This is a genomic window from Kitasatospora sp. NPDC048286 (genome assembly GCF_043201735.1).
In the GTDB taxonomy this organism is placed as follows: domain Bacteria; phylum Actinomycetota; class Actinomycetes; order Streptomycetales; family Streptomycetaceae; genus Kitasatospora.
The window spans coordinates 1-26,789 of the sequence record NZ_JBICZE010000006.1 but is presented as its reverse complement, the minus strand read 5'-3'; the positions used below and the strand labels follow the sequence as shown (position 1 = coordinate 26,789).

Genomic DNA, 26,789 nt, shown 5'->3' with positions numbered 1-26,789 from the left:
CGGCCGGTAAGGCCGGGTCGCAATGAGACGACAATCACACCCGAGAGGCGACCAGGGAGCGCAGCAGATCGAGGTCGACCTGCTCCAGCGACGGCAGTACCAGCCGCCCCGGAGCCGGCTCGATCGGCGCCACCGAGGGCACCGCGATCACCGGGCAGCCGGCCGCCTCGCCCGCCCGCACCCCGGTCGGGGTGTCCTCGATCACCACGCAGCGGACCGGCTCCGCGCCGAGCCGCCGGGCGGCCTCCAGGTACGGGTCGGGGAAGGGCTTGGTGCGCGGCACCTCGTCCCCGCCGATGGTGAAGGCGAAGTGGTGGGCGCCCAGCGAGCGCAGCACGATGTCGATCACGTGCCGGTGCGAGGCGGACACCATGGCGGCCGGAATCCCGTGCGCGGCAAGGGTGTTGAGCAGCCGCTCGGCGCCCGGCATGAGCGGCACGCCGCCGGCCAGCAGATCGACGAAGCGCTGGTTGACCAGCACGCCCAGGTCCGCCGGCGCGATGTCCGCGCCGGTCCTGGCGACCAGGTACTCCATCACCCTGGTCATCGGGCCGCCGACCACGTGGGCGCGGTCGGCCTCGTCCAGCTCGTGGCCCAGCTCGGCGAAGAGCGAGGCCTCGGCCTGCCACCAGAAGTCCTCGGTGTCCACCAGCGTCCCGTCCATGTCCAGCAGCACCGCCTGGAGCCCGCGGTCGTCCCCGTGCTCGAGGATGCGCGTGGCGGTGGAGCTGGTCGTCATGGCGGGGTCCTTCCGGCAGGCCCGGAGCGTCTCCGGGGAAGGCGCGGGCCGGCCCGCAGGTGAGCGGACCGGCCCGTTCAGGATCATCAAGGATACGCCCGCTTCGTCCGGAAAGAGCGAACGCAACGGAAACCGGGAGTTACCGGGCGTTGAAGTACTTCGCCTCCGGGTGGTGGATCACGATCGCGTCGGTGGACTGCTCCGGGTGGAGCTGGAACTCCTCGGAGAGCACCACGCCGATCCGCTCCGGCTTCAGCAGCTCGGCAATCTTGGCCCGGTCCTCCAGCTCGGGGCAGGCCCCGTAGCCGAGCGAGAAGCGGGCGCCGCGGTACTTGAGCGCGAACATGTCCTTGACGTCCTGCGGGTCCTCGCCGGAGAAGCCCAGCTCGTAGCGGACCCGCGCGTGCCAGAACTCGGCCAGCGCCTCGGCCAGCTGCACCGAGAGCCCGTGCAGCTCCAGGTAGTCCCGGTAGGAGTTGCCGGCGAACAGCTCGTTGGCCGCCTCCGAGATCCGGTTGCCCATGGTGACCACCTGGAGGCCCACGACGTCCCGCACCCCGGACTCCTCCGGGCGGAAGAAGTCGGCCAGGCAGAGCCGGCGGCCGCGCCGCTGGCGCGGGAAGGTGAAGCGGGTGCGCTCGGTGCCGTCCTCGTGGAAGACGATCAGGTCGTCGCCCTTGGAGTTGGCCGGGTAGTAGCCGTAGACCACGGCGGCCTCCAGCCAGCCCTCGGTCTGCAGGCGGTCCAGCCAGGCCCGCAGCCGCGGCCGGCCCTCGGTCTCCACCAGCTCCTCGTAGGACGGCCCTTCGCCGGAGCGCGCGGCCTTCAGGCCCCACTGCCCCTTGAACAGCGCGTCCTCGTCCAGCCAGGAGGCGTAGTCCGCGAACGGGATGCCCTTGACGATCCGGTCGCCCCAGAACGGCGGCACCGGCACGGTGTTGTCAACGGCGACGTCGGAGCGGATCTGGCCGAGGTTGACCTCGGGCTCCGGCTCCTCCACCTCGACCCGGGCGTGCCGGCGCTGCTTGAGCTCCGGCAGGGCCGCGCCGGGCACGCCGCGCTTGACCGCGATCAGCGCGTCCATCAGCCGCAGGCCCTCGAAGGCGTCCCGGGCGTAGCGGACCTCGCCCTCGTAGATCTCGTGCAGGTCCTGCTCGACGTAGGCGCGGGTGAGCGCGGCGCCGCCGAGGATCACCGGGAAGCTGGCGGCCAGCTTGCGCTGGTTCAGCTCCTCCAGGTTCTCCTTCATGATCACGGTGGACTTCACCAGCAGGCCGGACATCCCGATGACGTCCGCGTTGTGCTCCTGCGCGGCGTCCAGGATCGCCGAGACCGGCTGCTTGATGCCCAGGTTGACCACGTTGTAGCCGTTGTTGGACAGGATGATGTCGACCAGGTTCTTGCCGATGTCGTGGACGTCGCCCTTGACGGTGGCGAGCACGATGGTGCCCTTGCCCTCGCTGTCGGACTTCTCCATGTACGGCTCCAGGTGGGCCACCGCGGTCTTCATCACCTCGGCGGACTGGAGCACGAACGGCAGCTGCATCTGGCCGGAGCCGAAGAGCTCGCCGACCACCTTCATACCGGCCAGCAGGGTGTCGTTGATGATCTCCAGCGCCGGGCGGACGGTCAGCGCCTCGTCCAGGTCGGCCTCCAGGCCATTGCGCTCACCGTCGATGATCCGGCGCTGCAGCCGCTCCTCCAGCGGGAGCGCGGCCAGCTCCTCGGTCTTGGAGGCCTTCACCGAGGCGGCGGAGACGCCCTCGAACAGCTCCAGCAGGCGCTGCAGCGGGTCGTAGCCGTCCCGGCGGCGGTCGTAGACCAGGTCGAGCGCGGCCTCGCGCTGGTCCTCGGGGATGCGGGAGATCGGCAGGATCTTGGAGGCGTGCACGATCGCCGAGTCCAGTCCGGCCTCCACGCACTCGTGCAGGAAGACGGAGTTGAGCACCACCCGGGCGGCCGGGTTGAGGCCGAAGGAGATGTTGGACAGGCCCAGGGTGGTCTGCACCTTCGGGCGGCGGCGCTTGAGCTCGCGGATCGCCTCGATGGTCTCGATGCCGTCCCGGCGGGACTCCTCCTGGCCGGTGGCCAGGGTGAAGGTGAGGCAGTCGACCAGGATCGAGCCCTCGTCGATGCCGTAGTCGGCGGTGAGTTCGGCGATCAGCCGCTCGGCGATCGCGACCTTGGTGTCGGCGGTACGGGCCTGGCCCTGCTCGTCGATGGTCAGCGCGATCAGGCCGGCGCCGTGCTCGCGGGCCAGCGAGGCGATCTTCCCGAAGCGCGAGTCGGGGGCGTTGCCGTCCTCGTAGTTGACCGAGTTGAGCACCGCGCGGCCGCCGAGCGCCTCCAGACCGGCCTGCAGCACCGGCGGCTCGGTGGAGTCCAGCACGATCGGCAGGGTGGAGGCGGTGGCCAGCCGGCCGGCGATCTCCTTCATGTCGGCGACGCCGTCGCGGCCGACGTAGTCCACGCAGAGGTCCAGCAGGTGGGAGCCGTCCCGGATCTGGTCGCGGGCGATCTCCACGCAGGCCTGCCAGTCGCCGGCCAGCATCGACTCGCGGAACTTCTTCGAGCCGTTGGCGTTGGTGCGCTCGCCGATCGCCAGGTACGAGGTGTCCTGACGGAACGGCACCGCCTGGTACAGCGAGGCCGCCGAGGGCTCGGGCCTCGGGTCGCGCGGGGCGATCGGGCGGCCCTGGACCCGCTCGACCACCTGGCGCAGGTGCTCGGGGGTGGTGCCGCAGCAGCCGCCGACCAGCGAGAGGCCGTACTCGCGGGTGAACACGTCGTGGGCGTCGGCCAGTTCGGCCGGGGACAGCGGGTAGTGGGCGCCGTCCTTGCCGAGCACCGGCAGGCCCGCGTTCGGCATGCAGGACAGGCCGATCCGGGCGTTCTTGGCCAGGTAGCGCAGGTGCTCGCTCATCTCGGCCGGGCCGGTCGCGCAGTTGAGGCCGATGTAGTCCACGCCCAGCGGCTCCAGCGCGGTGAGCGCGGCGCCGATCTCCGAGCCGAGCAGCATGGTGCCGGTGGTCTCCACCGTGACCTGCACCAGCACCGGCAGGTCCAGCCCGGCCTCGGCCAGCGCCCGCTTGGAGCCCAGGATGGCGGCCTTGGTCTGCAGCAGGTCCTGGCTGGTCTCGACCAGCAGCGCGTCGGCGCCGCCGGCGATCAGGCCGGCCGCGTTCTGCCGGAAGCCGTCGCGCAACGTCTCGTACGGGGCGTGGCCGAGGGTCGGCAGCTTGGTGCCGGGGCCGATCGAGCCGAGCACCCAGCGGGTGCGGCCGTCGGCGGCGGCGTGGGCGTCGGCCACCTCGCGGGCGATCCGGGCGCCGGACTCGGACAGCTCGAAGATCCGCTCCGCGATCTCGTACTCGCCGAGGGCGCTGAAGTTGGCGCCGAAGGTGTTGGTCTCCACGCAGTCCACGCCGACCCCGAAGTAGGCCTCGTGGACGGACCGGACGATGTCCGGGCGGGTGATGTTGAGGACCTCGTTGCAGCCTTCGAGGTTCTGGAAGTCCTCCAGCGTCGGATCCTGCGCCTGGAGCATGGTGCCCATGGCACCGTCGGCGACCACCACCCGGGTGGCGAGGGCCTCACGCAGTGCGTTCGCGCGGCTCTGCTGAGTGATGGACGGGGTGGCTGCTGTGGCCATGGGGCTTCTCCCTGGTGCGACGGCTGTCGGCTTTGCGCGCCCGCTTGGTCGGGCACGCACCTGGCCAGGGTATCCGGCCCACGGCTCGGCCCGCCGGGCCATTCCGTATCCTGAGCACTCGAACGCAAGGGGGAGCGAGCGCGTGGCCGGATTCCGGACCTCCGCGCGGCGTACCGGCCGGGGCCTGGCGGCCCCGTTCCGCGCGCTGCGCGACCACTGGCGGGCCTGGTCCCGGTGGCGGCGGGCACTGCTGGTGCTGGCCCTGGTGGCGGCCGTGCCGGCCGCCGCGCTGGGATCGGTGTTCGTGGTGTTCCGACTGCACTACACCGGCACGCCCGCCGCCGACGCCCGCACCCGGGGCCGGGACGCGCTCTGGCTCGGCCACGCCTGGGTGGACGGCCGCAAGACCGAGGCGGACGTGGCCGAGCTGGGCCGGCAGCTGGCCGGCACCGGCATCCGGGACCTCTACGTGCACACCGGCCCGCTGGAGCACGACGGCTCGCTGCCGCCCTCCGTCCACCCCCGGGCCCGCTGGTTCACCGACACCGTGCACCGGGAGCTGCCCGGCATCCGGGTGCAGAGCTGGCTGGGCGACGAGGTCAAGCCGGAGAAGGACGCCCTGGACCTGGAGGACGCCCCCACCCGCGACCGGGTCACCGCCTCCGCCCGCCAGGTGCTGGACCTCGGCTTCGACGGCGTGCACTTCGACATGGAGCCGATCCGCCCCGGTTCGGCGGGCTGGCTGGCGCTGCTCGACCAGGTCCGCCCTGTCACCGCGGCCCGCGGCGCCAAGCTGTCGGTGGCGGCCCCGCAGATCGACCCCGTCCCCGGCCTGCACACGGCCGGCATCCTGCTCACCGGCCACGGCAAGTGGTGGGACCGGGCGTACTTCACCGAGACCGCCCGCCGGGTCGACCAGATCGCGGTGATGAGCTACGACACCTCGATGCCCACCGAGCCGCTGTACGGCGGCTACGTCGCCCGGCAGACCGAGCTCGCCCTGCGGTCGACCCCGGCCGGCGTGGACCTGCTGATGGGCCTGCCGTTCTACTGGGACGACAAGTGGGGCCACTGGGGTGACGCCGAGACCGTCCGGGCCGCCGTCCGGGGCGTCCGGCTCGGCCTGGGCCGGGAGGACCGGCGGCGGGCCGACTTCGGCGTCGCGCTGTACGTGGACTTCGCCGCGCTGCCCGAGCACTGGGCGGCGTACCGCGAGGGCTGGGCGACGGCGGGGCAGGGCGGGTAGCGCCGGCCCGGCGGACCGTGCGGTCGGGCGACCGTCACGCCGCGTCGCCGATCGAACACCCTTCGCCCCCGCCGGACACCTGACGGACCGTCAGCCCGGAGCCCGCCGATATCCGGTGGATCGCGGCGGTCCGCTCCCCCAGACTGTCCCGGTGCCCGGCCGTGGTGCGCATCAAAGCCCGTAGGCTGGGCAGGTAGGGACCATGGGGCGAGGCGTTCCATGGGAGACGAGAGGTTCGACAGTCGGCAGCCGGCCCGTCGGCGCCCCGGCAGGCCAGCCGGGGTGGCGCAGGTCCGACCGCCGACCGGAGGGAGACGCTGGGTGATCGAGCTGGAAGATGTTCCCGAGTTGATCGACCCGGTGATGGTCTGCGCGTTCGAGGGCTGGAACGACGCGGGCGACGCCGCGTCCACGGCTCTGGCGCACCTGGACGAGACCTGGGGCGGCAAGGTGTTCGCCGCCCTGGACGCGGAGGACTACTACGACTTCCAGGTCAACCGGCCCACGGTCTGGCTGGACGGCGGCATCCGCCGGATCACCTGGCCGACCACCCGGCTCTCGGTGATCCGGGTGACGGAACCGACGACCAGGGACATCGTGCTGGTCCGCGGCATCGAGCCGAGCATGCGCTGGCGCTCGTTCTGCAACGAGCTGCTGGGCTTCGCGCACGAGCTGGGCGTCGAGCTGGTGGTGATCCTGGGCGCGCTGCTCGGCGACACCCCGCACAGCCGTCCGGTGCCGGTCAGCGGCGTCACCTCCGACCCCGAGCTGGCCCGCCGGCTGGACCTGGAGGAGAGCCGATACGAGGGCCCGACCGGCATCGTCGGGGTGCTCCAGGAGGCCTGCACCCACGCCGGGGTGCCGGCCGTGACGCTCTGGGCGGCGGTGCCGCACTACGTCTCGCAGCCGCCGAACCCCAAGGCCACGCTGGCCCTGATCAACAAGCTGGAGGACCTGCTGGACCTGCGCATCCCGCCGGGCGAGCTCGGCGAGGACGCCCGGGCCTGGCAGATCGGCGTGGACCAGCTGGCCGCCGAGGACAGCGAGGTGGCCGAGTACGTCCAGCAGCTGGAGGAGGCGCAGGACACCGCGGAGCTGCCGGAGGCCTCCGGCGACGCCATCGCCCGCGAGTTCGAGCGCTACCTGCGCCGCCGGGAGAACGTGGGGCCGACGGGCGAGAAGCCGGTGGCCGGGCACGCCACGGCGGAGCGGCCGGCCGATCCGGAGACACCGGGCGGCGGCGCCCGGGAGAGCCAGGACGGCGCCGAGGAGGAGTGACCTCCGTACGGCCGAAGGGGCGTCAGGACCAGGTGTCCTGACGCCCCTTCGGCGTGTGGTGCGGGTGCGGGTTACAGCGCGACGCCGAGCAGGGCGTCCACCGTGCGGGTCACCAGGCCGGGAGCGCCGGTGTCGGTGCCGCCCTCGGCCTCCTGGCCGGCCGCCCAGCGGTCGACCGCGGCCAGCGCGGCGGGCGTGTCCAGGTCGTTCGCGAGCGCCTCGCGCACCTCGGCGAGCAGCTGCTCGGCCGACGGGCCGTCCGGGCGGGAGACCGCGGCGCGCCAGCGGGCGAGACGCTCGACGGCCTCGTCCAGGGTGCTCTTGGTCCACTCCCAGTCCGCGCGGTAGTGGTGCGAGAGCAGCGCCAGGCGGATCGCCGCCGGGTCGACGCCCTCGCGGCGCAGCGCCGAGACGAAGACCAGGTTGCCGCGGGACTTGGACATCTTGTGGCCGTCCAGGGCGACCATGCCGGCGTGCACGTACGCCTTGGCGTACGGGTGGGTGCCGGTGGCGACCTGGGCGTGCGCGGCGCCCATCTCGTGGTGCGGGAAGGAGAGGTCGCTGCCGCCGCCCTGGATGTCGAAGGACATGCCGAGGTACTGCAGCGCGATGGCGACGCACTCGATGTGCCAGCCGGGGCGGCCGTGGCCGAGCTCGGTGTCCCAGGCGGGCTCGCCCGGGCGGGCGGCCAGCCAGAGCAGGGCGTCCAGCGGGTTGCGCTTGCCGGGGCGCTCCGGGTCGCCGCCGCGCTCGGCGAAGACCGGGCGCATGGCCTCACGGGTGAGGCCGGAGACCTCGCCGAAGCGCGGGTCGGCGTCGACCGAGAAGTAGATGTCGCCGTCCACCTTGTAGGCGGCGCCGGAGGCCAGCAGCTTCTGGACGATCGGGACGATCCACGGGATCGACTCGACGGCGCCGATGTAGTGGGCCGGCGGGAGCATCCGCAGCGCGGTCATGTCCTCGCGGAACAGGGCCGTCTCGCGCTCGGCCAGGGCCGTCCAGTCCTGGCCGGTCTCGACCGCGCGGGCGAGCAGCGGGTCGTCGACGTCGGTGACGTTCTGGATGTACAGGACGTCGTGGCCGGCGTCCTTCCAGACGCGCTGCACCAGGTCGAACGCGTTGTAGGTGGCGGCGTGGCCCATGTGGGTCGCGTCGTAGGGCGTGATGCCGCAGACGTAGATCCGGGCGGTGCCGTCCTGCGGCACCACCTCGCGGACCGTGCCCGCTGCGGTGTCGTGGATACGGAGGGGGAGCCCCTGACCAGGCAGGGCGGGAACCTCGGAGGCGGGCCAGGCATGCATGGAAACAACTTTAACCTTGCGAACATTTGAAAGCCTAACCAGTACGAAAGATCGACTGGATTCGCTTCCCGGCGTTGCCCGACAGTTTCCCGACTGGTAGTGCGCGGGACCGGCCGGCGTGACGCCCGTGCCGTACCGGACCTGCCGTGCCGTACGGGACCCGGCGCCGGGCACGGGTGAGCGCCCGGTCGGCCCTGCCGCCGACCGGGCGCCCGGCGCCCCGGGGGACGCGGTCGGAGCCGCTACGACCGCTGCCAGAGGGCCGGCACGTTCGGCGGCTCCCAGCCCACCATGGCGGTGTGCGCCTGGAGGCAGGTGTAGGAGACGCCGGAGTAGGTGACGCGGTCGCCCGCCTTGTACGAGGTGCCCGCTGCCCAGGTCCCGCTCGGCGGCGGTGTGCTGGGCCCGCCGGTCGGGGTGGGGGTGGGGCTCGGCGTGCCGGGGGTCTGCGGGACGTCCAGCACGAAGTCGAAGCTCGCCTCGCGGGTCTGGCCGTTCTGGCGGACGTTCATCAGCAGCCGGGGGTCGTAGATGCTGTCCGTGCTGTTGCGCGGCTCGCCCGGGAAGTACAGCTGGGTGGTGACGATCGAGCGGCCGGGGGCCTGGAGCTTGACGTGCAGGTGCCGGGTGCGGCCCGGGTAGAGGCCGGGCACGATGGTGTCCAGCCGGTACGCGCCGTTGGCGTCGGTGAACTGGTGGCCGCGGAAGGTGTAGGTGACGTTGTCGTAGTTGCCGCCGTTGTCGGCCTGCCAGAAGTCCAGCAGCACCCCGGAGACGGGCCGGCAGGCGCGGCCGAAGACGTAGCCGCTGACGACCAGGTGGGTGCCGGGCCCGTCGTTGACCATCGAGCTGCGCAGCGGGGAGTTGGGCTTGAAGTAGGGACCCTCGATCTGCTCGACGGTGGGGGCGTCACCGTCGTGGCACTCGGGGGTGAGGCCGAGCGGTTCGCCGCTGTGGATCTGGTCCCGGGCCAGGGCCACTCCGCCGCCGACCAGCAGCGGGGCTGCCCCGAGCGCGGCGGCGGCCTTCAGGACGGTCTTGCGGCTGATCATGCCGTCGGGCGTGGGCATGCGCCGTCTCCTTCTCGTGAGGCGGGGAGGTGGGGGCGGCCCTTGCCATGGTGGGGGCATGACAAGGGCCGGACCGGCCGCCCGTCCGCGCGCGCCGGACCGGCCACCGGTGGCCAGCAGCAAAGTTACGGGCCGTCCGGCGCGACCGCGATGGACATGATCCGGGGATCGTGGTGATTTCCGTCGACCCCGGCCCGGAACTCCCCCGGGGTCATCCCGGTCTCCCGGCGGAAGAACCGGCAGAAGTACGCCGGATCGACGAAGCCCGCCTCCTTGGCGACCTGACGGATCGTCAAATCCGTGCAGGCGAGCAGCCGTTTGGCCTCCAGGGTCTGCTGGTGGCGGATCAGCCCGCCGGGGGTGCGGCCGGTGGCCTGCTTCACCAGGGTCTGCAGGTGCCCCGGGGAGACGCCGAGTTCCTGCGCGCTGGAGGCCACCGAGTGCCGCACCCCGCCCGGCCGGGCGATCAACCGGGTGAAGGCGGCCGCCACTTCGGCCGGGCGACTGGGCACCGCCGGGCGGTCGGCCGGGGCACAGGCGCGCAGTGCCCGAACGATCAGGATGTGCAGACTGGCCCGCAGCACCCCCTGGTAGCCGGGCGCCCTGGTCCGGTACTCGTGCTCCATGTCGGTGAGCAGCGCGTCGATCGCGTCGGCCTGCTCGCCGAGCGCGAGGGCGGGGCGGGTGGCCAGGGCCCGCAGGGCGGCGAGGTCCTGGGGGTGGCCGAGCAGGAAGTCCTCGTTGAACAGGACGACCCGGCCGGCCAGTTCCTCGGCGTCCGCCCAGTAGTGCACCTGGCCGGGGGTGATCACGCACAACTGCGGTGGCGCCAGCGGCCGGTGGACGAGGTCCAGGACGTGGGCGCCATGGCCGCCGGTGACGTGGACGATCTCGTAGAACGAGTGCCGGTGCGGGAATCCCGCCCGGGAGAGCGGGCCGATCGCGTCGAAACTGCCGACGGCGAAGGGGAGAAGGTGGGGCAGCGGGACCTGTAACCGGTGCAACGGCAGGTCCGGCGTGGTTCGGGGGGTGGGGGTGGTCCGTCGCACATCCATCGGAGCAGTGTGCGACCTGTTCCGGGGACAGGTCCAGACCATCTGTCGCCGTTTTCGAGAACCGGTCCAGACCACTGGTGGGTCAGGGCGGTCGGGAGCGGAATGCCCGGGCGGGCCGCGACCCCGGTCCGGACCGGAGCGCCGGGGCGGGCCCGCAGGCGCCCCGGCCGCACCGGCTACACCGTCCGCACTCGCTACACCGGCCGCACTCGCTACACCGGCGGCCAGGGGATCGCGGGCCAGTCCTCCGGCGGCAGCGGGTGCCGGCCGGAACCGCGCAATCCGGCCACCCGGGCCCGGGTGGCGTCCAGTTCGGCCGCCGTCAGGTGCGGGGCGAGCCGCTCGGCGAGCTCACCGTCCAACTGCTCGGCCAGCCTGGCCAGCACCTCCAGCGCCTCGACGGACAGCGGGTCCCCGGCCCAACCCCAGAGCAGGGTGCGCAGCTTGTCCTCGGTGTTGAAGGTGACGCCGTGGTCGATGCCGTACACCCGGCCGTCGGCGGCCGGGATCAGGTGGCCGCCCTTGCGGTCGGCGTTGTTCAGCACCGCGTCCAGGACGGCGAGCCGGCGCAGCCGCCGGTCGTCGTGGTGCACCAGCAGGGCCGTCCGCCCGCCCTCGACCTCGGCCCGGACGATCGGCAGCCAGCCCGCCTCCGGGCCGCGCGGGTCCTGCAGCGCCAGCAGCGGCTCGGCCCCCGGGTCCGGCTCGACCCACAGCTGCACCATGCCGACCCCGTGCGGGCCCTCGCGCAGCACGGTGGGCGGGATCAGCGCCCAGCCGGTCGCGGCCGACAGCTCGTACGCGGCGACCTCGCGCCCGGCCAGCGTGCCGTCGGGGAAGTCCCACAGCGGTCGCTCGCCGGCCACCGGCTTGTAGACGGCCTGCGCGCTCAGCGAGCCGTGCGCCACCGTGCAGTACAGCGCGGCGTTGGAGGCGTCGGTGAGCCGGCCGTGCACGGTCAGCTCGCCCTGGCGCAGCAGCGCGAGGGCCGTGGGCACGTCGGCGGCCAGCGCGGCGGCGGCCGACGGGTCGGCCTGCGGCGGAGTGTCGGTGTTCAGCGCCGGTAGCCGTTCGCGCGCGGGCACAGGTGGCCCTCCGGGTCGAGCGGAAGGTTGCAGAACGGGCAGGGCTTGCGGCCGGCCGCGACCAGGTCCAGCGCGCGCCTGGCGAAGACCCTGGCCATCGCGCCGGACAGCCGCACCCGCAGCATGTCCGGGCCGTTCTCGTCGTCGGTGAAGACCGCCTCGGCGGCCTCCTCCTCGTCCTCCTCGACCAGCGCCTGCGCCTCGACCACCAGGCAGGCGTCCACGCTGTCCCAGGCCAGGGCCATGGTGCCGACCCGGAACTCCTGCTCCAGCGGGAGGTCCAGCGGGGCGGTGTCGAGCAGGTCCTTCGGGGCGGCGGCCGGGATGGCGGCGTCGCCGCCGCTGCGCCGCAGCGCCTCGTCCAGGACCTCCTCGATGCGCTCGGCGAGCGCGGCGACCTGGGTCTTCTCCAGCAGCACGCTGGTGATCCGGCCCCGGGCGCTGGCCTGGAGGTAGAACGCCCGGGCACCGGGCTGGCCGACGGTGCCGGCCACGAACCGCTCGGGCTGGTCGTAGAAGAAGACCTGACGGGGCACGCTCTCGCTCCGGATCGTGTCGGTCGGCGCGGTTCCACAGGGGCTGGATCGCGGCCGGATGGACTCATCAGTCACCCTACGACCTTCGGGCTCCGGCCGGGGAGCCGAGCCGACGGCCGCGGGCGGGGTGGCACCCGGGGAAGCGGACGGTGCCGCCCGGACGGTGCCTCCCCGGGCGGCCCGTCGGCGGCGCGACTCAGACGGTGCCGCCGACCACCGCGTCGCCGGCCGGGGTGGCCTCGGCCGGACGGGGCCTGGGGGCGAGCGAGGCGAGGTCGCCGGTGTCACCCATCCTCAGCACGAAGGGCCGTTGGGCGGTGTAGCGGATCGCGGTGACCGAACAGGGCTCGACGCTGATCCGCTGGAAGTGGTCCAGGTGCAGCCCGAGCGCGTCGGCCACCACGGCCTTGATCACGTCCCCGTGCGAGCAGGCGACCCAGACCGCGTCCTCGCCGTGCTCGGCGGCGATCTTCCGGTTCCACTCGCGCACCGCGTCCACCGTGCGGTGGCTCAGCGCGCGCAGCGACTCCCCGCCGGGGAAGGCGGCCGCCGCGGCGTGGTCCTGCACCGTGCGCCAGAGCGGCTCCTTGGCCAGCTCGGCCAGCGGCCGGCCGGTCCAGTCGCCGTAGTCGCACTCCCCCAGCCGCTCGTCCTCGGTCGGCGGGCCCAGCTCGGGACGGACCGCCAGCAGCGGCTCCAGCGTCTGCCGGCAGCGCTCCAACGGGCTGCTGACCGCCTGCACCAGCGGGATGCCGGCCAGCCGACCGGCGAGCGCGGCGGCCTGCGCCCGACCGGTGTCGTCGAGGTCCACGCCGGGCGTCCAACCGGCCAGGATTCCGGCGGTGTTCGCGGTGGAGCGGCCGTGACGGACGAGCAGCAGCGTGGGCATGGGGTCAGCCTACGGCCTCCGGGCTCCGCGGTGGGCCCCGCTCTCCCTGCCGGACGTCCCGCCCGGTGGGCCTCGGGCCTGTCTCCTGGGTTTCGTCGGATCAGGCAAGGATCCAGGAGACAGACCCTGGTTGCCCCGGATCCGTGCCGGTCGGCCCCGCCCGGGTGACAATGGCCCCCATGATCGTCCACTGCGCCGCCTACCACGACGGCCGCCGGATCGAGGCCCCCGAGGATCCCGCCGGCGCGCTCGCCGCCGCCCGCGCGGCCGGTCCGGGCGGCTTCGTCTGGATAGGCCTGTTCGAGCCCACCACCGAGGAACTCGGCCGCGTCGGAAAGGAGTTCGCACTGCACCCGCTGGCCGTCGAGGACGCCGTCAGCGCCCACCAGCGCCCCAAGGTGGAGGCCTACCAGGGCTCGCTGTTCGTCGCTCTGAAGACCCTCGGCTACCACCCCGGCGGGCACGTCGTCACGGTCGGCGAGGTGATGGTCTTCCTCGGCCCGGACTTCGTGATGACCGTCCGGCACGGCGAGGACAGTCCGCTCAGCGGCCTGCGGGCCGCCCTGGAACAGGATCCCGAGCAACTGCGGTACGGGCCCAGCTCGGTGCTGCACCAGGTCTGCGACACCATCGTGGACGGCTACGTGGACGTGGCGGCCGCGCTCCAGTCCGACCTGGACGAGCTGGAGGCGGACATCTTCTCCCCCGGCCGGGTCGGCAGCGACACCGCCGGCCGGATCTACGGCTACAAGCGCCAGGTGATGTCCGTACGCCGGGCCGTCGGCCCGCTGGTGGAGCCGATGCTGGCCCTGGAGCGCGGCGCCCGCTTCGTCCGCCCCGAGACCGCGCCCTACCTGCGGGACGTCGCCGACCACGTGGCCCGGGTGAACGACCAGGTGGAGGGCATGGACCGGCTGCTGTCCGACATCCTGAACGCCAACCTGGCGCAGGTCAGCGTCCAGCAGAACAACGACATGCGGAAGATCTCGGCCTGGGCGGCGCTGGCCGCCGTACCGACGATGATCGCGGGCATCTACGGGATGAACTTCGAGCACATGCCCGAGCTGCGCCAGGTCTGGGGGTACCCGGCGGTGCTGGTGCTGATGCTGGTGGTCTGCCTGGTGCTGCACCGGGTGTTCAAGCGGCACGACTGGCTGTAGTGCCGCTTGACGACCGGCCACCGGGCGGGCCGGTCAGGCCAGGCCGGCCCGCTCCAGCGCCTCGACGCCGGTGCGCAGCGCCCGGATCCGCTCGTCCAGGGTGAAGCCGGACGGGGCCAGGGTGAGCGTGGTGACGCCGGCGTCGGCGTAGGCCTGCATCCGGTCGGCGATCCGGGCGGTGTCGCCGATCAGCGAGGTGGCGTCGATCAGGTCGTGCGGGACGGCGGCCGCGGCGCCCGCGTAGTCCCTGGCCAGGTACTTCTCCTGGACCTCGTCGGCGGCCTGCTCGTAGCCCATCCGCCGGGCGAGCTGGTTGTAGAAGTTCTTCTCCTTGCTGCCCATGCCGCCGATGTAGAGCGCGGCGTAGGAGCGCAGGCCGTCGACCCCGGCCTTGATGTCCTCGCCGACGGCGAGGTTCACCGTCGGGCAGAGGTCGAAGCCCTCCAGCGTCTTCCCGGCCTTGGCGCGGCCCGCCGTCAGCGGGTCGAGGGAGAGCGCGGAGTGCTCGGGCGAGAAGAAGATGCCGAGCCAGCCGTCGGCGATCTCACCGGTCAGCTCCAGGTTCTTCGGACCGATCGCGGCGATGTACAGCGGGATGTGCTCGCGCACCGGGTGCACGGTGAGCTTGATCGGCTTGCCGGGGCCGCCGGGCAGCGGCAGCGTCCAGTTGGCGCCCTCGTGCACCAGGCGCTCGCGGGACATCGCCTTGCGGATGATCTCCACGTACTCGCGGGTGCGGGCGAGCGGCTTGTCGAACTTCACGCCGTACCAGCCCTCGGACACCTGCGGGCCGGAGACGCCGAGGCCGAGCCGGAACCGGCCGCCGGACAGGGTGTCCAGGGTGGCGGCGGTCATCGCGGTCATCGCCGGGGTACGCGCCGGGATCTGGAAGATGGCCGAGCCGACGTCGATCCGCTCGGTCTTCGCGGCGACGAAGCTGAGCACCGTCGCGGCGTCCGAGCCGTACGCCTCCGCCGCCCAGCAGACGGAGTAGCCGAGCCGGTCCGCCTCCTGGGCCACGGCGATGTTGTCGGCGTCCATGCCGAGTCCCCAGTAGCCGAGGTTGATCCCGAGTCGCATCTGCCGCACCTTCCAGTGGGTTGGGGTTGTGGCGAGGGTAACCGCGCCCGCGCCGGACATGCTACTGACCGGTAGGGGTGGTCTGGGTCACAGTCGCGCGGGTTCGTGCCGCAGTGATCGTTCTGCGGGTCTGCACCCCTGTCCGGGCCCCGACCGCTACGCTCGGCCGGGGCGGGGAGCACTCTCCCCACCTGCGCGTTTACACGGCTTCCGGGGCTCCCGGGGCCACCGGCCAGTGAAGGGCCCGTCCGATGGACAAGCGTCACCTCGGCCGTACCGGCCTGCAGGTCTCCCGGCTCGGCCTCGGCACCATGACCTGGGGCCGGGACACCGACGAGCAGGAGGCCGCGGAGCAGCTCAAGGAGTTCGTCGACGCCGGCGGCAACCTGGTCGACACCGCCGACGTGTACGCGGACGGCGGCGCCGAGTACCTGATCTCCCGGCTCACCGACAACCTGATCCCGCGCTCCGAACTCGTCATCGCCACCAAGGCCGGCAGCGCCCCCGAGTCCGCCCGCCGCTTCGACGGCTCGCGCGGCCACCTGCTCGCCGCCCTGGACGCCTCGCTGCGCCGGCTCGGCACGGACCACGTCGACCTGTGGCAGGTGCACTCCTTCGACCCGGCCACCCCGGTCGAGGAGACGCTCAACGCCCTCGACATCGCCGTCTCCTCCGGGCGCGCCCGCTACGTCGGGGTCTGCGACTTCAGCGGCTGGCAGCTCGCCAAGGCCGCCACCTGGCAGCACGCCCACCACGGACGGGTGCCGCTGGCCGGGGCGCAGCTGGAGTACTCGCTGCTCCAGCGCGGCATCGAGCGGGAGGCCCTGCCCGCCGCGCTGGACGCCGGGGTCGGGGTGCTGGCCGGCTCGCCGCTCGGGCGCGGGGTGCTCACCGGCAAGTACCGGCACGGCATCCCGCAGGACTCGCGCGGCGCCTCGCCGTACCTGACCGGGTTCGTCCAGCCCTACCTCGGAGAGCGCTCGCGGCGGATCGTGGACGCCCTCGCCACCGCCGCCGACGGGCTCGCCAGCACCCCGCTGGAGGTCGCGCTGGCCTGGGTCCGGGACCGGCCCGGGGTGGCGAGCGCCCTGGTCGGGGCGCGGACGGTGGCCCAGCTGCAGGCGGCGCTGTCGGTGGAGGCGCTTACGCTTCCGGATGAGATCCGTGGCGCGCTGGACGACATCTCGTCGCCGGTGCACCACTACCCGGACCAGGGGTGGACCGAGCTGTGACCCCGGGCCCGGGTTGTCGAGCAGAACCTGCAGTGGAGTGACCTTTGGAGCGGACGACGATGACTGACACGGGGAACGGCGCTCCGGAGGTGACCGACGGGGCCCAGCTGACCCCGGAGGAGAAGGCCGCGAAGGTCGCCGAGCTGGCACGGCGGATGCGGGAGATCGCCGCCCAGGGGCCCGGGGCCGCGGCCCCGGCCGCACGGATCCCCGCGCCGCAGGCCTCGGGGCCGCAGGCGTCGGGGCCCGCGGGGGCAGAGTCCGCCGCGTCCGGACCGCGGGCTCCTGCGGCGGCCGCCCCGGCCGCCGCCACCCCCGCCGCCGCGGTGCCCGAGCGGCAGCACGGCGACGCGCTGCACGCCACCGCCGAGGTGCTGGCCGCCGGCGGCGCCCCGGCCGAGCTGGCGGCCGCCGCCGTGGCCGCGCTCGGCGAGGAGGCCCCCGAGCGGCTGCGCGACGACCCGTGGGCGGTGCTGGGCCTGCCCGGCGTCCGACCCGAGCACGCGGACGGCTTCGCCCAGAAGCTGCTCGGCCCCGATGCCGCCCCGGGCGACGAGCGCCGCGCCCGGGCGCTGGTGCCGTGGCTGCTGGAGCAGGCGGCGCTGCGCGGGCACTCGGCCCTGGAACTGCCCGAGGTCGCGGCCGGGCTCACCCGGCTCCGGATGCCCGACCCGGCCACCGCGATCCAGGCCGCCGTCGCGGACGGGCGGGTGCTGCCCTTCCAGGAGGAGCTGACCGGCGCCGAGGCGCACACGCCGGGCGGCGACGAGGACGAGGCGCCGACCCGCACGCTGCTCGCGCTGGAGGGGCTGGCGATGGCCGAGGACAGCCTCGCCGAGAAGCTGCTCCAGCTGATGGCCACCTTCGTACCGGGCGAGGACCCGCAGGAGGCCGAGGGCTCCGAGGAGGCCGAGGTCCCCGACGGGACCGGGGCCGAGGACAAGGCCGAGGACGGGGCCGGGGCCGGGGCCGGCGAAGCGGCCGCCCCCGCCGAGGGCTCCGCCGAGCAGACCCCCGTCGACCCCGGCCCGACCGCCTGGGCGGCCGCCGCCGGGGCCGCACCGTCCTCCTCCGCGACCGCCCTGGTCAAGGCCGTCGCCGAGCACGCCCTGGTGCTGCACACCGGCGGCGAGGCGGCCCGCGCCGAGCCGGCCGCGCTGGTCACTGCCGCCCGCGGCCTCGGGCTGCGGGCCTGGGCCGCCACCTGGACCGACCAGGGCCGGGACTCGCTCGCCGCGCTCGCCGGCCCGGGCGCCGGTGGTGAGGCCCCCGTGGTCACCCTCGCCGACCTGCTCTCCGGCGCCGCCGGCCCCGGCCGCGCCCCGGACGGCACGCTCGCCCTCGACCTGCTGGTCGTGCTGGACGCCCCGCTGCTGGACGTCGAACTGGCCGCCACCGTCCTGGAGTCGCTGGCCGACGGCACCCGGCTGGTGCTCAGCGGCGACCCGGGCCAGCTCTGGTCGGCCGGCCCCGGCCGGTTCTTCGCCGACCTGCTGGCCGCCAAGGCCTGCCCGGCGGTCGCCTCCCGCACCCCGGACTTCGGCCCGATCGGCGAGTTGGTCTCCGGTGTCGGCATCGGCGAGCTCCAGCCGGTCGAGGCGCCGGACAAGGAGGTGGTCATCCTGACCGCCAAGGACGCCGGCGAGGCCGTCCACCGGGCCGTCCAGCTGCTCACCGACTCCATCCCGCGCGCGCTGGGCATCCCGGTCGAGCAGGTGGTGCTGCTCACCCCGGGCCACGGCGGCCCGGCCGGCACCCGCGCGCTGAACGCCGCCGCCAAGGCCAGGCTCAACCCCGGCCCCGGCCGGTTCGGCGGCTTCGACCCGGGCGACCGGGTGGTCGACTCCCCCACCCCCGGCGTCACCCGCCCGGCCCGGGTGCTGGACGGCGACGCCACCGGTCTGCACCTGGAGTACGCCGACGGCTCGCGCCGGACCGTCCCGCCCGCCGAGGCCGCCCGGCTGCGGCACGGCTGGGCGCTGACCGTCCACCAGGCCCTCGGCCGGCGCTGGCCGGGCGCGGTGGTGGTGCTTCCGGAGGACGCCGCCCCCGCCCTGACCCGGCAGTGGGTCTACACCGCCTTCGGCCGCGGCGAGCGGCACCTGTCCGTGGTGCACGCGGCGGGCCCGGCGCTCGCCCAGGCCGTCGCCGAGCGCCAGGCGCAGCCGCGCACCACCCGGCTGCGGGCGGTCCTCGCCGAGAACACCGCGGCCTCGGAGTACTGAGGCGCAAACGCACGACGGGCGGGCCCCGGTGATCCCGGGCCCGCCCGTCGGCCGTCTTCCGGACGGCGTCAGTCGTCCGGGTCCTCGTCGTCGTAGACCTCGCTCACGTCGAACCGGCAGATCAGCAGCTGCGGATCGGCGTGCTCGAAGGGTTCCGGCAGCCACTCGCCCGGCTCCGTCGGCTCGGCGGCCGCGACCCAGAGCGTCGAGTCGGCCTCCTCCAGGCCGAACTCCTCGCTGCGGGCGGCGATCTCGTCGGGCTCGTACTCGCCGAACAGCACGCCGATCGCGGCGTTCACCCCGCCCGCGCCGGCCCCGCCCGGGGTCAGCGACTCGTCCAGCCGCTCGGCCTGGGCACGCAGCCGCTTGGAATCGACGACGTGGTAGTCGCGGCGGATCAACACGCTGATCGCCTCGGGCTGTTCGGGGCCGTGGTACCCGCCGGGCCCCTCGTCCCCCGGGATCTCGAAGGGCGTGACCTCGTCGTAGGCCTCGTACAGGAGCTGGTCGTAGGCGATGGCCGCCGTCGCGAGCTGCTCGTAGGCGGCGGAAACGGCCGGATCGTCGGCTGCGTTGGGGCTTGACACCGCTTCCAGATGACGGTCGATGGCGGCCTTGACCGCCTCAGCGGCGGCGCGTACCTCGGCAATGGTGGGCTGCGCGGCATCAGACATGGTGCAGACGCTATCTCCCCGCGACGCCGGTACGCACAGCGGTTGTCATCTACACCCGCGATTTCACCGCAACTTCCCCCCTGATGTCCGATCCATTCCCTTTCGTCCTCGCGTGGCACCGGCGCGAAGCGGGCGCGGAGGGCGCGCACCGGGGCCGTCCGGGTGCCGCTTCGCGCGCCGGGATCGGGGTATCCCCTCCACAGTGGCAACGGGGCTGATGCACTGTCAGTCGACGGGCCCGGGTGGCACCCCCTCGGGCCGCCGCTCCCCCGCGGGAGGACGGCCGGAAACACCCGGGCCGCCCGTCCGGGGCAGGCCGTAGGCTTGCCCTTCAGGTGATCTCCAGGAGGAGCGTTTTGATCCCACGGAAGCCGGTCCGGCAGCCGGAGTACGAGTACCAGTCCCTGCGCATGCCGCGCGGCACCACCCGCAACGCGGCACGCCAACTACTCACCGAGCACGCCGAGTACGGGCACTGGGAGCTCGACCGGCTCAGGCTGTTCCCCGACGGCAGCCGGACGGTCCGGCTGAAGCGGCGGATCATCCGGCAGGTCCGGAGCTGGTGACGGGCGGGGCACCGTGCCCCCTGGCGGAACCCACACCGAGCTTTCACGCACCCGCGGCCGCCGTTGCCCGGCGGCCGCGGGTGCGCCGTTCCCACGGCCGGTGCGCACCGCCCTGGCGCGGCTCGCACCGCGGGGCCCGTCCTCGGACTCGCCCCGCGGGCGCGAGTCCGACGACGGGCCCCGATCCCCGGCCGAGCGGGTCAGCGGACGCCGGCGCGGGCCCGGCGGTAGAGCACGCCACCGCCGAGCAGCAGCGCGAGACCGGCGGCCCCGAGCAGCTCGACGTTCCCGGCACCGGTGGAGGCCAGCTGAGCGGCCGGAGCCGCGGCGGGCGCCGCGACGGCGGTCTCGGCGGCGGTGTCCGGAGCGCCGGTGCGCGCGACGTTCGGCACCTCCTCGGCGGAGACCTGCGGCGGGGTCGGGCAGGCCTCGGCGCAGCCCTCGGCCGGCGGGGCCGGGGTGACCGGGACGGCCTCCTCGACGTTGGCGCACTCGTTGCCGAAGGCCGGGTTGCCGACACCGGCCACGTTCGCCGAGTTGCCGCAGGCGTTGACCGGGACGTCGACCGGCGCCTGGACGCTGTTGCCGGAGAGCACGCCCGGCGAGTTGGCGGCGACACCGGAGGCGCTCGCACCCGGCACCGTGGCGGCGTCCGGGATGCCCGCGGTACCCGGGATGCCCGTGGTGCCGGGGACTCCGGCGGTGCCGGGGATCCCACTCGTACCCGGGATACCGCTGGTGCCCGGGATCCCGCTGGTACCCGGAATCCCGGTGGCGCCGGAACCGCCGGTGCCGCTGCCGGCCTGGCCGCTGCCGGTGGCGCCCGAGCCGCCGGGCTGGCTGCCCTGGGAGGGCTTGGACGCGTGGTGACCCCCGCCGCCGTTGACGTTGGCGCAGTGGTTGCCGAAGGACGGGTTCAGCAGACCGACCACGTCGAGCGTGTTACCGCAGGCGTTGATCGGCACCTCGATCGGCACCTGCACCGAGTTGCCCGAGACGACGCCCGCCGAACCGGCGGCGACCCCCTGTGCCTCGGTTCCCCCCGCGTAGGCGTAGCCGGCGGTCGAGGCCAGCACACTGCCGGTGGCCACGGCCGTGAGGATCCCCTTCTTGGCTACATTCCTCATGTTTTCCCCTGACATTTCGAGACGACGTGTCGACCTTGACGTGAACCTTCAAAACAGTCGGAATTTCGGTAGATCCGTAAATCACGCAAGGGCTTCGACTGCACACGAGTTAACGAGGGGCCAACGGGGAGGTTGAGTCGAACGAATCGGCTTCACCCGATCGAGCGATTGTGTCGGACCCCGTGTATCCGTCGGGGACGCGAACGCCCCCGGTACGGCGCGTCCGCCGCCCGGGGGCCGGGTCGAATCGGCTCAACAGGCCTCGCTGGCCCGGAGGTCGACTCAGACGTTGGCGCAGTGGTTGCCGAACGCCGGGTTCAGCACGCCGACGACGCTGATGGTGTTGCCGCAGACGTTGACCGGGATGTGCACCGGGACCTGGACCTGGTTGCCGGAGAGGACACCCGGGGAACCGGCGGCCACACCCTCGGCGCCGGCGTAAGCCGACGCGACACCGGCGGCGGCGAGCACCAGGCCACCGGTGGCGGCGGTGACAGCGGCGATCTTCTTGACCTTCATCATTCCTCCTGTATGGACAACGCAACCCGTTCGGCGGGCTGCACAGGGATGAACGACGCTGCGGCAAACGGGGTACGGAACGGATCTCCCATTCACTCGCAGCGGTGAGGCCTCGCACAAATGATCAGCCTGGAATTTCCTGCAGAATCGCTTCTGTCGATCTTCTGTTTCCCATCCCACAATCATCAGCTCGGACAATGCGGTCGGCCCGCTCCCGAAGCTCCGGGAACGGGCCGACCCAGTCGCCTGATCAGGCCTCCGGCAGTGCCCTCAGCTGGGCACCCGGCACGCGCTCAGCAGGCGTCGATGAAGCGGTCCAGCACCCGGGCGCCGAACTTCAGGCCGTCCACCGGCACCCGCTCGTCCACCCCGTGGAACATCCCGGCGAAGTCCAGCTCCGGCGGCAGCTGGAGCGGCGCGAAGCCGAAGCAGCGGATGCCCAGGTCCTGGAAGGACTTGGCGTCCGTCCCGCCCGACAGGCAGTACGGCACCGCGCGGGCGATCGGGTCCTCGGCGCGCAGCGCGGTCTGCATCGCCTCGACGAGCGCACCGTCGAAGCCGGTCTCGATCGCCTTGTCCGAGTGCAGGCTCTCGCGCTTCACGCGCGGGCCGAGCACGCTGTCCAGCTCGGCCAGGAACTCCTCCTCGTAGCCGGGCAGGAAGCGCCCGTCCACGTGCGCGGTGGCCTGACCGGGGATCACGTTCACCTTGTAGCCCGCGCCGAGCATGGTCGGCTGGGCGGTGTTGCGCAGCGTGGTGCCGATCATCTTGGCGATGCCGCCGAGCACGCGCAGCGTCTCGTCCATGTTCTCCGGGTCCAGCTCGACCCCGAGCGCGTCCGACAGCTCGTCCAGGAAGGCCCGGACGGTCTTGGTGATCCGCAGCGGGAACTGGTGCCGGCCGAGCCGGGCGACCGCCTCGCACAGCTCGGTGATCGCGTTGTCGTCGTTCTCCATCGAGCCGTGGCCGGCCCGGCCCTCGACCGTCAGGCGCATCCAGTGCATGCCCTTCTCGGCCGTCTCCACCAGGTAGAGGCGGACCTGGTCGTTGACGGTGAAGGAGAAGCCGCCGACCTCGCCGATCGCCTCGGTCACGCCCTCGAACAGCCCCGGGTGCTTGTCCACCAGGAAGCGCGCCCCGTAGGTGCCGCCGGCCTCCTCGTCGGCGAGGAAGGCCAGCACGATGTCGCGCGGGGGCTTGCGCCCGGTGCGCAGCCGGTCGCGGATGACCGCCAGGGTCATCGCGTCCATGTCCTTCATGTCGACCGCGCCGCGCCCCCAGACGCAGCCGTCCGCGATCTCGCCGCCGAACGGGTCGTACGTCCAGTCCACGGCGTTGGCCGGCACCACGTCGGTGTGGCCGTGGATCAGCAGGCCCGGGCGGGAGCGGTCCTCGCCCTCGATCCGGACCACGGTGGAGGCCCTCCCCTTGGCCGACTCGAAGATCTTCGGCTCCAGCCCGAACTCGGCGAGCTGTTCGGCCACGTACTCGGCGGCCTTCCGCTCGCCCGGCCCGGAGCCGTCCCCGTAGTTGCTGGTGTCGATCCGGATCAGATCGCGACAGATCTCGGCGACCTCCGACTCAGCCGTCACCTTCGGCGCCGCCGACTCGCTCCGCTCGCTCACGGTCACTCCTCGTCTTGGGCCCGCACCGACGCACCAGCGCGCCACCCCCGGGACCTGCACCCGGGCCGTACGAGCACGTCCGCCCATCCTCCCCCAGCCCCCGATCCCGATCCACCCCCCGCACGCTCCCGAAACCCCCTGGTCACGCCCCCGCCACACGCCGCCCCTTGCCCCCGCCACCGGCCCCGCCGGTCCTCCGGGAACCGTTTTGGGACCCCAAGCCGATCTTTGCTACAGTTACATCTGTCAGCGCGACGGACGAGAGATCGGAAGCCGCGAGGACGACACCCGGTCCGGGTGGCGGAATGGCAGACGCGCTAGCTTGAGGTGCTAGTGCCCTTTATCGGGCGTGGGGGTTCAAGTCCCCCCTCGGACACCAACGAAAGGCCCCAGTTGATCTGGGGCCTTTCTGCTTTTCGGCTCCGGCTTTCTCCGCGTTCCTCAGCGTTCCTCCGCGAACGGGAGGATCCCCCTCGGGGTCCGCGGGGACTCCGAGGGGGATCCGAGGGGACTCCGAGGGGGATCCGAGGGTCAGGTCACTCCTTGGTCCAGGTGGCGCCCGCGCCCGTGAAGGAACCGTAGACGCCGGTCTCGTCGGCCCAGATCCAGAAGTCTGCGTGCGAGAGCCCGTCGGGGCTGACGGAGGACTGGGTGCTGGCGACGCCGGCACCGTTCTCGTTGGCGATGAACTGACCCTTGCCGAAGGACGCGTCCAGGCCCTCCTGGGCCGAGGCCAGGCCGGCGCAACCGATCACCAGCGGGACGGTGAGGGCGCTGACGGCCAGGACACGCTTGAAAGCACGCATGCAGATCTCCTCCACGGAGTTTCGGGGTTCGAAGGCGGCGGTGCCGTTCCGCACCCCCGCGACTTCAGAGAGCCACGCCCCGCATCCCGCCGCAACCGACGCCGGAACCCGTACGGCCCTTACGCCCCGTCAGAATCGCCGCTCCTACCAGCGGAAATACAGTTCGTATGCCCATTTCTGAGGATCAGTCGGCTGGAGCATACCCTCGCCACTCTCCGCTCCGGCTCGGACGTGGACGGCCGGGGCCAGGGCCGGGGACGGGGGCCGGGCGTCAGCCGACTTCCACCGCCTCCGTTCGGCCGGTCGGGTCGGTCTGCTGCCTCGGCCGCCCGCGCAGCCACTCCGCGGTGATGAAGGCCGCCACCGTGGACACGATCAGCAGCGGCATCGAGTTCGCCGCCTCACCGCCGAGCAGGGCCTCGGCGAGGACGGCGCTGGTGACTGGCAGGCCGGTGACGGCGGCGCCGGAGGCCGCCAGGCCGACGGCCAGGGCCGGCGCGGTGCCGAAGCCGGGCAGCGGTGCGCAGGCCATGCCGAGGGCCGCCCCGAGCAGGAGCGCCGGGAAGATCGGGCCTCCGCGCAGGCTTCCGAGGGCGATCGACCAGCCCAGCCCCTTGCAGAGCGCGAGGGCGAGCAGCGCGGCGATCGACCAGGCGGCCGGGTCGGCGGCGAGCGCGGCCAGGGTGGCCTGTCCGGAGAGCGCGGCCTCTTCCGGGGAGCGCCCGGTGAGCAGGGCGTACGCGGCGAGGCAGCCTCCGACCGCGACCGCGCACAGCACGGTGCGCACGGCGGTCTGCCGGGCGGTGCCGGTCGTGGTGAGGGCCTTCACCCGGTGGCCGACGTTCTGGCCGACCACGCAGAACAGGGCGATCGCGACGGCCAGCGGGACGCCCCAGAGGAAGTCCGCCACGTCCGGCACCCCGCTCTTCGGCACGTGCGGCAGCGACAGCGCGCCGATCGCCAGGCCGGTCCAGTGGCCGAAGCCGGTGAAGATCAGCGCACCGACCCCGCTGGCCAGCAGGCTGGGCAGGATCAGCGCGATCAGCTGCGGGCCGCCCAGCCCGGCCGCCTCGATCACCATCACGGCGGCCACCAGCGGGCTGCCGAAGATGGTGGAGATCGCCGCCGCCGCACCCGCCGTGCCCAACACCGCGAACAGCTGCGGATGTTCGGCCCGCCTGGCGGACCGGACGGTGAGCAGGGCGAGCCCGCCGCCGAGCGCCATCAGCGGCGCCTCCGGGCCAAGCACCACGCCGAGCGGCAGGCCGGCGAGCGCGGCCAGCACCACACCGGGGACGGCGACCGGCGGGGTGGGCGGGCCGCCGAGCCCGTCCACCGGGACGTGGCCGCCGCGCCCGGGCAGCCGGGTCACGATCGGGGCGAGCAGCAGGCCGGCCAGAAACAGCGCGGGCAACGGCCACCACCAGGGGGCGCGCCCGTAGCCGGCCGCCGTCGGCAGGCTCTCCCAGACCCAGTGCTGGAGTTCGTGCTCCAGGCTGACGAAGCCGAACGCGGCCAGCGAGACCGGGACGCCGACCAGCCCGGAGAGCAGCAGCAGGCGGAGGTAGCCCCGGTGCCTCAGCACTTCGTGCAGGGTCGGACCGCCGTCCGGCTGCCGGGACGTCGTCGGCATCGCCGCTCCCTCGCGCTCCCGGGCCGCCCGCTGCCCGGGAGGCCGCGTCCTGCGACCGAGTCTCGCCCGGAGCCGGGAGCCCCGCACGGCGCACGGGCCGTCAGCGGGGCCGCGGCGGACCCGGCTGCTCCGATCGGGTGAGGGCGGGGGTGACGGACGGGTGGGGGCGAGGGTGGCGGCCCGGGTGGGGGGTCAGACCTGGCGGGCGTCGGTGCCCAGCGCGCTCTCGATGCCCTGGACCATCCGCCACAGCGGCGCCCGGCGGCTGGCGACCAGGACCACAACGTCTTCGGACTCGCCCTCGGCGGCGCCCTCGGCCGGGCGGTCGCCCCAGGTGCCGGTGACGAAGGCCATCGCCGCGTCCACCTCGACCACCCAGTCGCTCTCCCCGCCCGAGCGCAGCCAGGTGCGCAGGGCGTGGTTGTGCGCGGCGACGACGGCGGCGGCGATCACGTCCGCCCGCAGCGGGCCGTCCGGGCGGTCGGCGAAGCGGCCGCGCAGGTACGCGGCGAGGGTGTGCTCGTAGCGCCAGACCACGGACAGCTCGTACGCCCGCAGGCCGGGCACCCTGCGGGTCAGCCGGTAGCGCTGGACGGAGAAGGAGGGCTGCTCGGCGTACATCCGCAGGACCAGGCGGGCGGCGTCGCAGGCGTGCCTGACCGGGTCCTCCTCGCCGGTGCCGGACTCCAGGAACTCCGTCATCTCGGCGAGGCTGCGCTCGTGGTCGGGGAAGACCACGTCCTCCTTGGCCGGGAAGTAGCGGAAGAAGGAGCGCCGGCCGACGCCGGCCAGCGACACGATGTCGTCGACGGTCGTCTGTTCGAAGCCGCGCTCCAGGAAGAGCTCGAAGGCCGCGGCCACCAGCGCCTCGCGCATCGCCGGCTTCGAGGGCCCGTCGTTCATGGGCTGGTCCTGCTCTTCCTTCTCGCTCATTCACCGGAACTTAGCATCGGGAGGATGCGTCGGCCCCCGACGGCCGGGCGGCTGACCGGCCCGGCCGTCGGGGGTGTGTCGGCGCGGGTTACGGGAGGTTGCGGGCCATCACGATCCGCTGGACCTGGTTGGTCCCCTCGTAGATCTGCGTGATCTTCGCGTCCCGCATCATCCGCTCCACCGGATAGTCCCGGGTGTACCCGTACCCACCCAGCAACTGCACCGCGTCCGTCGCGATCTCCATCGCCGCGTCCGACGCGTAACACTTCGCCGCCGCACCGAAGAACGTCAGATCCGCGTCCCCACGCTGCGACTTCGCCGCCGCGACATACGTCATCTGACGCGCCGCCTCCAGCTT

23 protein-coding genes and 1 tRNA gene are annotated in these 26,789 nt (G+C 73.4%); 7 read left to right on the top strand and 17 right to left on the bottom strand.

Annotated features, from left to right (window positions below):
• Positions 1–34 precede the first annotated feature (34 nt).
• A complete protein-coding gene (locus tag ACGF13_RS15565; protein WP_392874361.1) occupies positions 35–739 on the bottom strand; it encodes an HAD family hydrolase in 705 nt (234 codons plus the stop codon).
• Positions 740–878: 139 nt separating this feature from the next.
• Positions 879–4,391, bottom strand: a complete 3,513-nt coding sequence (gene metH, locus ACGF13_RS15560; RefSeq protein WP_392874358.1) for a methionine synthase — start codon at positions 4,389–4,391, stop codon at positions 879–881.
• Between the two features lie 142 nt (positions 4,392–4,533).
• Between metH and ACGF13_RS15555 the strand changes: the two genes are divergently transcribed.
• Together ACGF13_RS15555 and ACGF13_RS15550 are read left to right on the top strand one after the other, a co-directional pair.
• Entirely contained in the window at positions 4,534–5,637 is a 1,104-nt protein-coding gene (locus tag ACGF13_RS15555) for a hypothetical protein (RefSeq protein ID WP_392874355.1), read from the top strand.
• Positions 5,638–5,958: 321 nt separating this feature from the next.
• Positions 5,959–6,915: a PAC2 family protein gene (locus ACGF13_RS15550; protein ID WP_392874352.1), complete on the top strand. Its 957-nt coding sequence runs from the start codon at positions 5,959–5,961 to the stop codon at positions 6,913–6,915.
• Positions 6,916–6,986: 71 nt separating this feature from the next.
• Here ACGF13_RS15550 and mshC read toward each other — a convergent pair whose 3' ends face one another.
• The 6 genes from mshC to ACGF13_RS15520 all read right to left on the bottom strand — a co-directional run bounded on the left by mshC (position 6,987) and on the right by ACGF13_RS15520 (position 12,851).
• Positions 6,987–8,216, bottom strand: coding sequence for a cysteine--1-D-myo-inosityl 2-amino-2-deoxy-alpha-D-glucopyranoside ligase (mshC, locus tag ACGF13_RS15545; RefSeq protein ID WP_392874349.1), 1,230 nt, complete (start codon positions 8,214–8,216; stop codon positions 6,987–6,989).
• Between the two features lie 242 nt (positions 8,217–8,458).
• Entirely contained in the window at positions 8,459–9,286 is an 828-nt protein-coding gene (locus ACGF13_RS15540; protein ID WP_392874346.1) for a carbohydrate-binding protein, read from the bottom strand.
• Positions 9,287–9,411: 125 nt separating this feature from the next.
• Entirely contained in the window at positions 9,412–10,341 is a 930-nt protein-coding gene (locus tag ACGF13_RS15535; protein WP_392874343.1) for an AraC family transcriptional regulator, read from the bottom strand.
• A 212-nt stretch (positions 10,342–10,553) separates the two neighbouring features.
• Complete coding sequence (locus ACGF13_RS15530) at positions 10,554–11,351, bottom strand: SCO1664 family protein (protein WP_392875751.1); 798 nt, start codon at positions 11,349–11,351, stop codon at positions 10,554–10,556.
• Between the two features lie 44 nt (positions 11,352–11,395).
• The gene (locus ACGF13_RS15525; RefSeq protein WP_392874340.1) at positions 11,396–11,962 is read right to left on the bottom strand and encodes a DUF3090 domain-containing protein; all 567 of its coding nucleotides are present in this window, start codon (positions 11,960–11,962) and stop codon (positions 11,396–11,398) included.
• Positions 11,963–12,158: 196 nt separating this feature from the next.
• Positions 12,159–12,851 (bottom strand): MSMEG_4193 family putative phosphomutase, encoded by a 693-nt coding sequence (locus tag ACGF13_RS15520; protein WP_392874337.1) that lies wholly within the window; start codon positions 12,849–12,851, stop codon positions 12,159–12,161.
• Between the two features lie 179 nt (positions 12,852–13,030).
• Between ACGF13_RS15520 and ACGF13_RS15515 the strand changes: the two genes are divergently transcribed.
• Positions 13,031–14,011, top strand: a complete 981-nt coding sequence (locus ACGF13_RS15515) for a magnesium and cobalt transport protein CorA (protein WP_392874334.1) — start codon at positions 13,031–13,033, stop codon at positions 14,009–14,011.
• 33 nt (positions 14,012–14,044) lie between these two features.
• On the opposite strand, the gene ACGF13_RS15510 is transcribed toward ACGF13_RS15515, so the two are convergent.
• Complete coding sequence (locus ACGF13_RS15510) at positions 14,045–15,091, bottom strand: LLM class F420-dependent oxidoreductase (protein WP_392874331.1); 1,047 nt, start codon at positions 15,089–15,091, stop codon at positions 14,045–14,047.
• A gap of 251 nt (positions 15,092–15,342) precedes the next feature.
• Between ACGF13_RS15510 and ACGF13_RS15505 the strand changes: the two genes are divergently transcribed.
• On the top strand, positions 15,343–16,323 hold the full coding sequence (locus ACGF13_RS15505; RefSeq protein WP_392874328.1) for an aldo/keto reductase: 981 nt from the start codon (positions 15,343–15,345) through the stop codon (positions 16,321–16,323).
• A 59-nt stretch (positions 16,324–16,382) separates the two neighbouring features.
• Entirely contained in the window at positions 16,383–18,548 is a 2,166-nt protein-coding gene (locus tag ACGF13_RS15500) for a helix-hairpin-helix domain-containing protein (protein WP_392874325.1), read from the top strand.
• Positions 18,549–18,616: 68 nt separating this feature from the next.
• On the opposite strand, the gene ACGF13_RS15495 is transcribed toward ACGF13_RS15500, so the two are convergent.
• Positions 18,617–19,222 (bottom strand): hypothetical protein, encoded by a 606-nt coding sequence (locus ACGF13_RS15495; RefSeq protein WP_392874322.1) that lies wholly within the window; start codon positions 19,220–19,222, stop codon positions 18,617–18,619.
• A 359-nt stretch (positions 19,223–19,581) separates the two neighbouring features.
• On the opposite strand from ACGF13_RS15495, the gene ACGF13_RS15490 reads away from it, so the two are divergent.
• Complete coding sequence (locus tag ACGF13_RS15490; RefSeq protein ID WP_360261758.1) at positions 19,582–19,788, top strand: DUF5703 family protein; 207 nt, start codon at positions 19,582–19,584, stop codon at positions 19,786–19,788.
• 200 nt (positions 19,789–19,988) lie between these two features.
• On the opposite strand, the gene ACGF13_RS15485 is transcribed toward ACGF13_RS15490, so the two are convergent.
• From ACGF13_RS15485 to ACGF13_RS15475, 3 genes are all read right to left on the bottom strand, one after another.
• Entirely contained in the window at positions 19,989–20,915 is a 927-nt protein-coding gene (locus ACGF13_RS15485; protein ID WP_392874320.1) for a chaplin family protein, read from the bottom strand.
• 282 nt (positions 20,916–21,197) lie between these two features.
• On the bottom strand, positions 21,198–21,437 hold the full coding sequence (locus ACGF13_RS15480; RefSeq protein ID WP_392874317.1) for a chaplin: 240 nt from the start codon (positions 21,435–21,437) through the stop codon (positions 21,198–21,200).
• A gap of 290 nt (positions 21,438–21,727) precedes the next feature.
• Complete coding sequence (locus ACGF13_RS15475; RefSeq protein WP_392874314.1) at positions 21,728–23,059, bottom strand: M20/M25/M40 family metallo-hydrolase; 1,332 nt, start codon at positions 23,057–23,059, stop codon at positions 21,728–21,730.
• A gap of 291 nt (positions 23,060–23,350) precedes the next feature.
• Here ACGF13_RS15475 and ACGF13_RS15470 point away from each other — a divergent pair.
• Positions 23,351–23,438 (top strand) — tRNA-Leu (locus ACGF13_RS15470).
• Between the two features lie 157 nt (positions 23,439–23,595).
• On the opposite strand, the gene ACGF13_RS15465 is transcribed toward ACGF13_RS15470, so the two are convergent.
• The 4 genes from ACGF13_RS15465 to ACGF13_RS15450 all read right to left on the bottom strand — a co-directional run.
• A complete protein-coding gene (locus ACGF13_RS15465) occupies positions 23,596–23,865 on the bottom strand; it encodes a hypothetical protein (protein ID WP_392874311.1) in 270 nt (89 codons plus the stop codon).
• Between the two features lie 271 nt (positions 23,866–24,136).
• Positions 24,137–25,498, bottom strand: coding sequence for a chloride channel protein (locus tag ACGF13_RS15460; RefSeq protein ID WP_392874308.1), 1,362 nt, complete (start codon positions 25,496–25,498; stop codon positions 24,137–24,139).
• Between the two features lie 192 nt (positions 25,499–25,690).
• Entirely contained in the window at positions 25,691–26,431 is a 741-nt protein-coding gene (locus ACGF13_RS15455; protein WP_392874305.1) for a TetR family transcriptional regulator, read from the bottom strand.
• 88 nt (positions 26,432–26,519) lie between these two features.
• A partial coding sequence (locus ACGF13_RS15450; protein WP_392874302.1) for an acyl-CoA dehydrogenase family protein occupies positions 26,520–26,789 on the bottom strand: 270 nt, incomplete at its 5' end.

Coding starts and splice junctions, on each gene's coding strand:
- ACGF13_RS15565 (WP_392874361.1), bottom strand. CDS start 739: ATGACGACCAGCTCCACCGCCACGCGCATCCTCGAGCACGGGGACGAC.
- metH (WP_392874358.1), bottom strand. CDS start 4,391: ATGGCCACAGCAGCCACCCCGTCCATCACTCAGCAGAGCCGCGCGAAC.
- mshC (WP_392874349.1), bottom strand. CDS start 8,216: ATGCATGCCTGGCCCGCCTCCGAGGTTCCCGCCCTGCCTGGTCAGGGG.
- ACGF13_RS15540 (WP_392874346.1), bottom strand. CDS start 9,286: ATGCCCACGCCCGACGGCATGATCAGCCGCAAGACCGTCCTGAAGGCC.
- ACGF13_RS15535 (WP_392874343.1), bottom strand. CDS start 10,341: ATGGATGTGCGACGGACCACCCCCACCCCCCGAACCACGCCGGACCTG.
- ACGF13_RS15520 (WP_392874337.1), bottom strand. CDS start 12,851: ATGCCCACGCTGCTGCTCGTCCGTCACGGCCGCTCCACCGCGAACACC.
- ACGF13_RS15515 (WP_392874334.1), top strand. CDS start 13,031: ATGATCGTCCACTGCGCCGCCTACCACGACGGCCGCCGGATCGAGGCC.
- ACGF13_RS15510 (WP_392874331.1), bottom strand. CDS start 15,091: ATGCGACTCGGGATCAACCTCGGCTACTGGGGACTCGGCATGGACGCC.
- ACGF13_RS15505 (WP_392874328.1), top strand. CDS start 15,343: ATGGACAAGCGTCACCTCGGCCGTACCGGCCTGCAGGTCTCCCGGCTC.
- ACGF13_RS15500 (WP_392874325.1), top strand. CDS start 16,383: ATGACTGACACGGGGAACGGCGCTCCGGAGGTGACCGACGGGGCCCAG.
- ACGF13_RS15495 (WP_392874322.1), bottom strand. CDS start 19,222: ATGTCTGATGCCGCGCAGCCCACCATTGCCGAGGTACGCGCCGCCGCT.
- ACGF13_RS15485 (WP_392874320.1), bottom strand. CDS start 20,915: ATGAGGAATGTAGCCAAGAAGGGGATCCTCACGGCCGTGGCCACCGGC.
- ACGF13_RS15480 (WP_392874317.1), bottom strand. CDS start 21,437: ATGATGAAGGTCAAGAAGATCGCCGCTGTCACCGCCGCCACCGGTGGC.
- ACGF13_RS15465 (WP_392874311.1), bottom strand. CDS start 23,865: ATGCGTGCTTTCAAGCGTGTCCTGGCCGTCAGCGCCCTCACCGTCCCG.
- ACGF13_RS15460 (WP_392874308.1), bottom strand. CDS start 25,498: ATGCCGACGACGTCCCGGCAGCCGGACGGCGGTCCGACCCTGCACGAA.
- ACGF13_RS15455 (WP_392874305.1), bottom strand. CDS start 26,431: ATGAGCGAGAAGGAAGAGCAGGACCAGCCCATGAACGACGGGCCCTCG.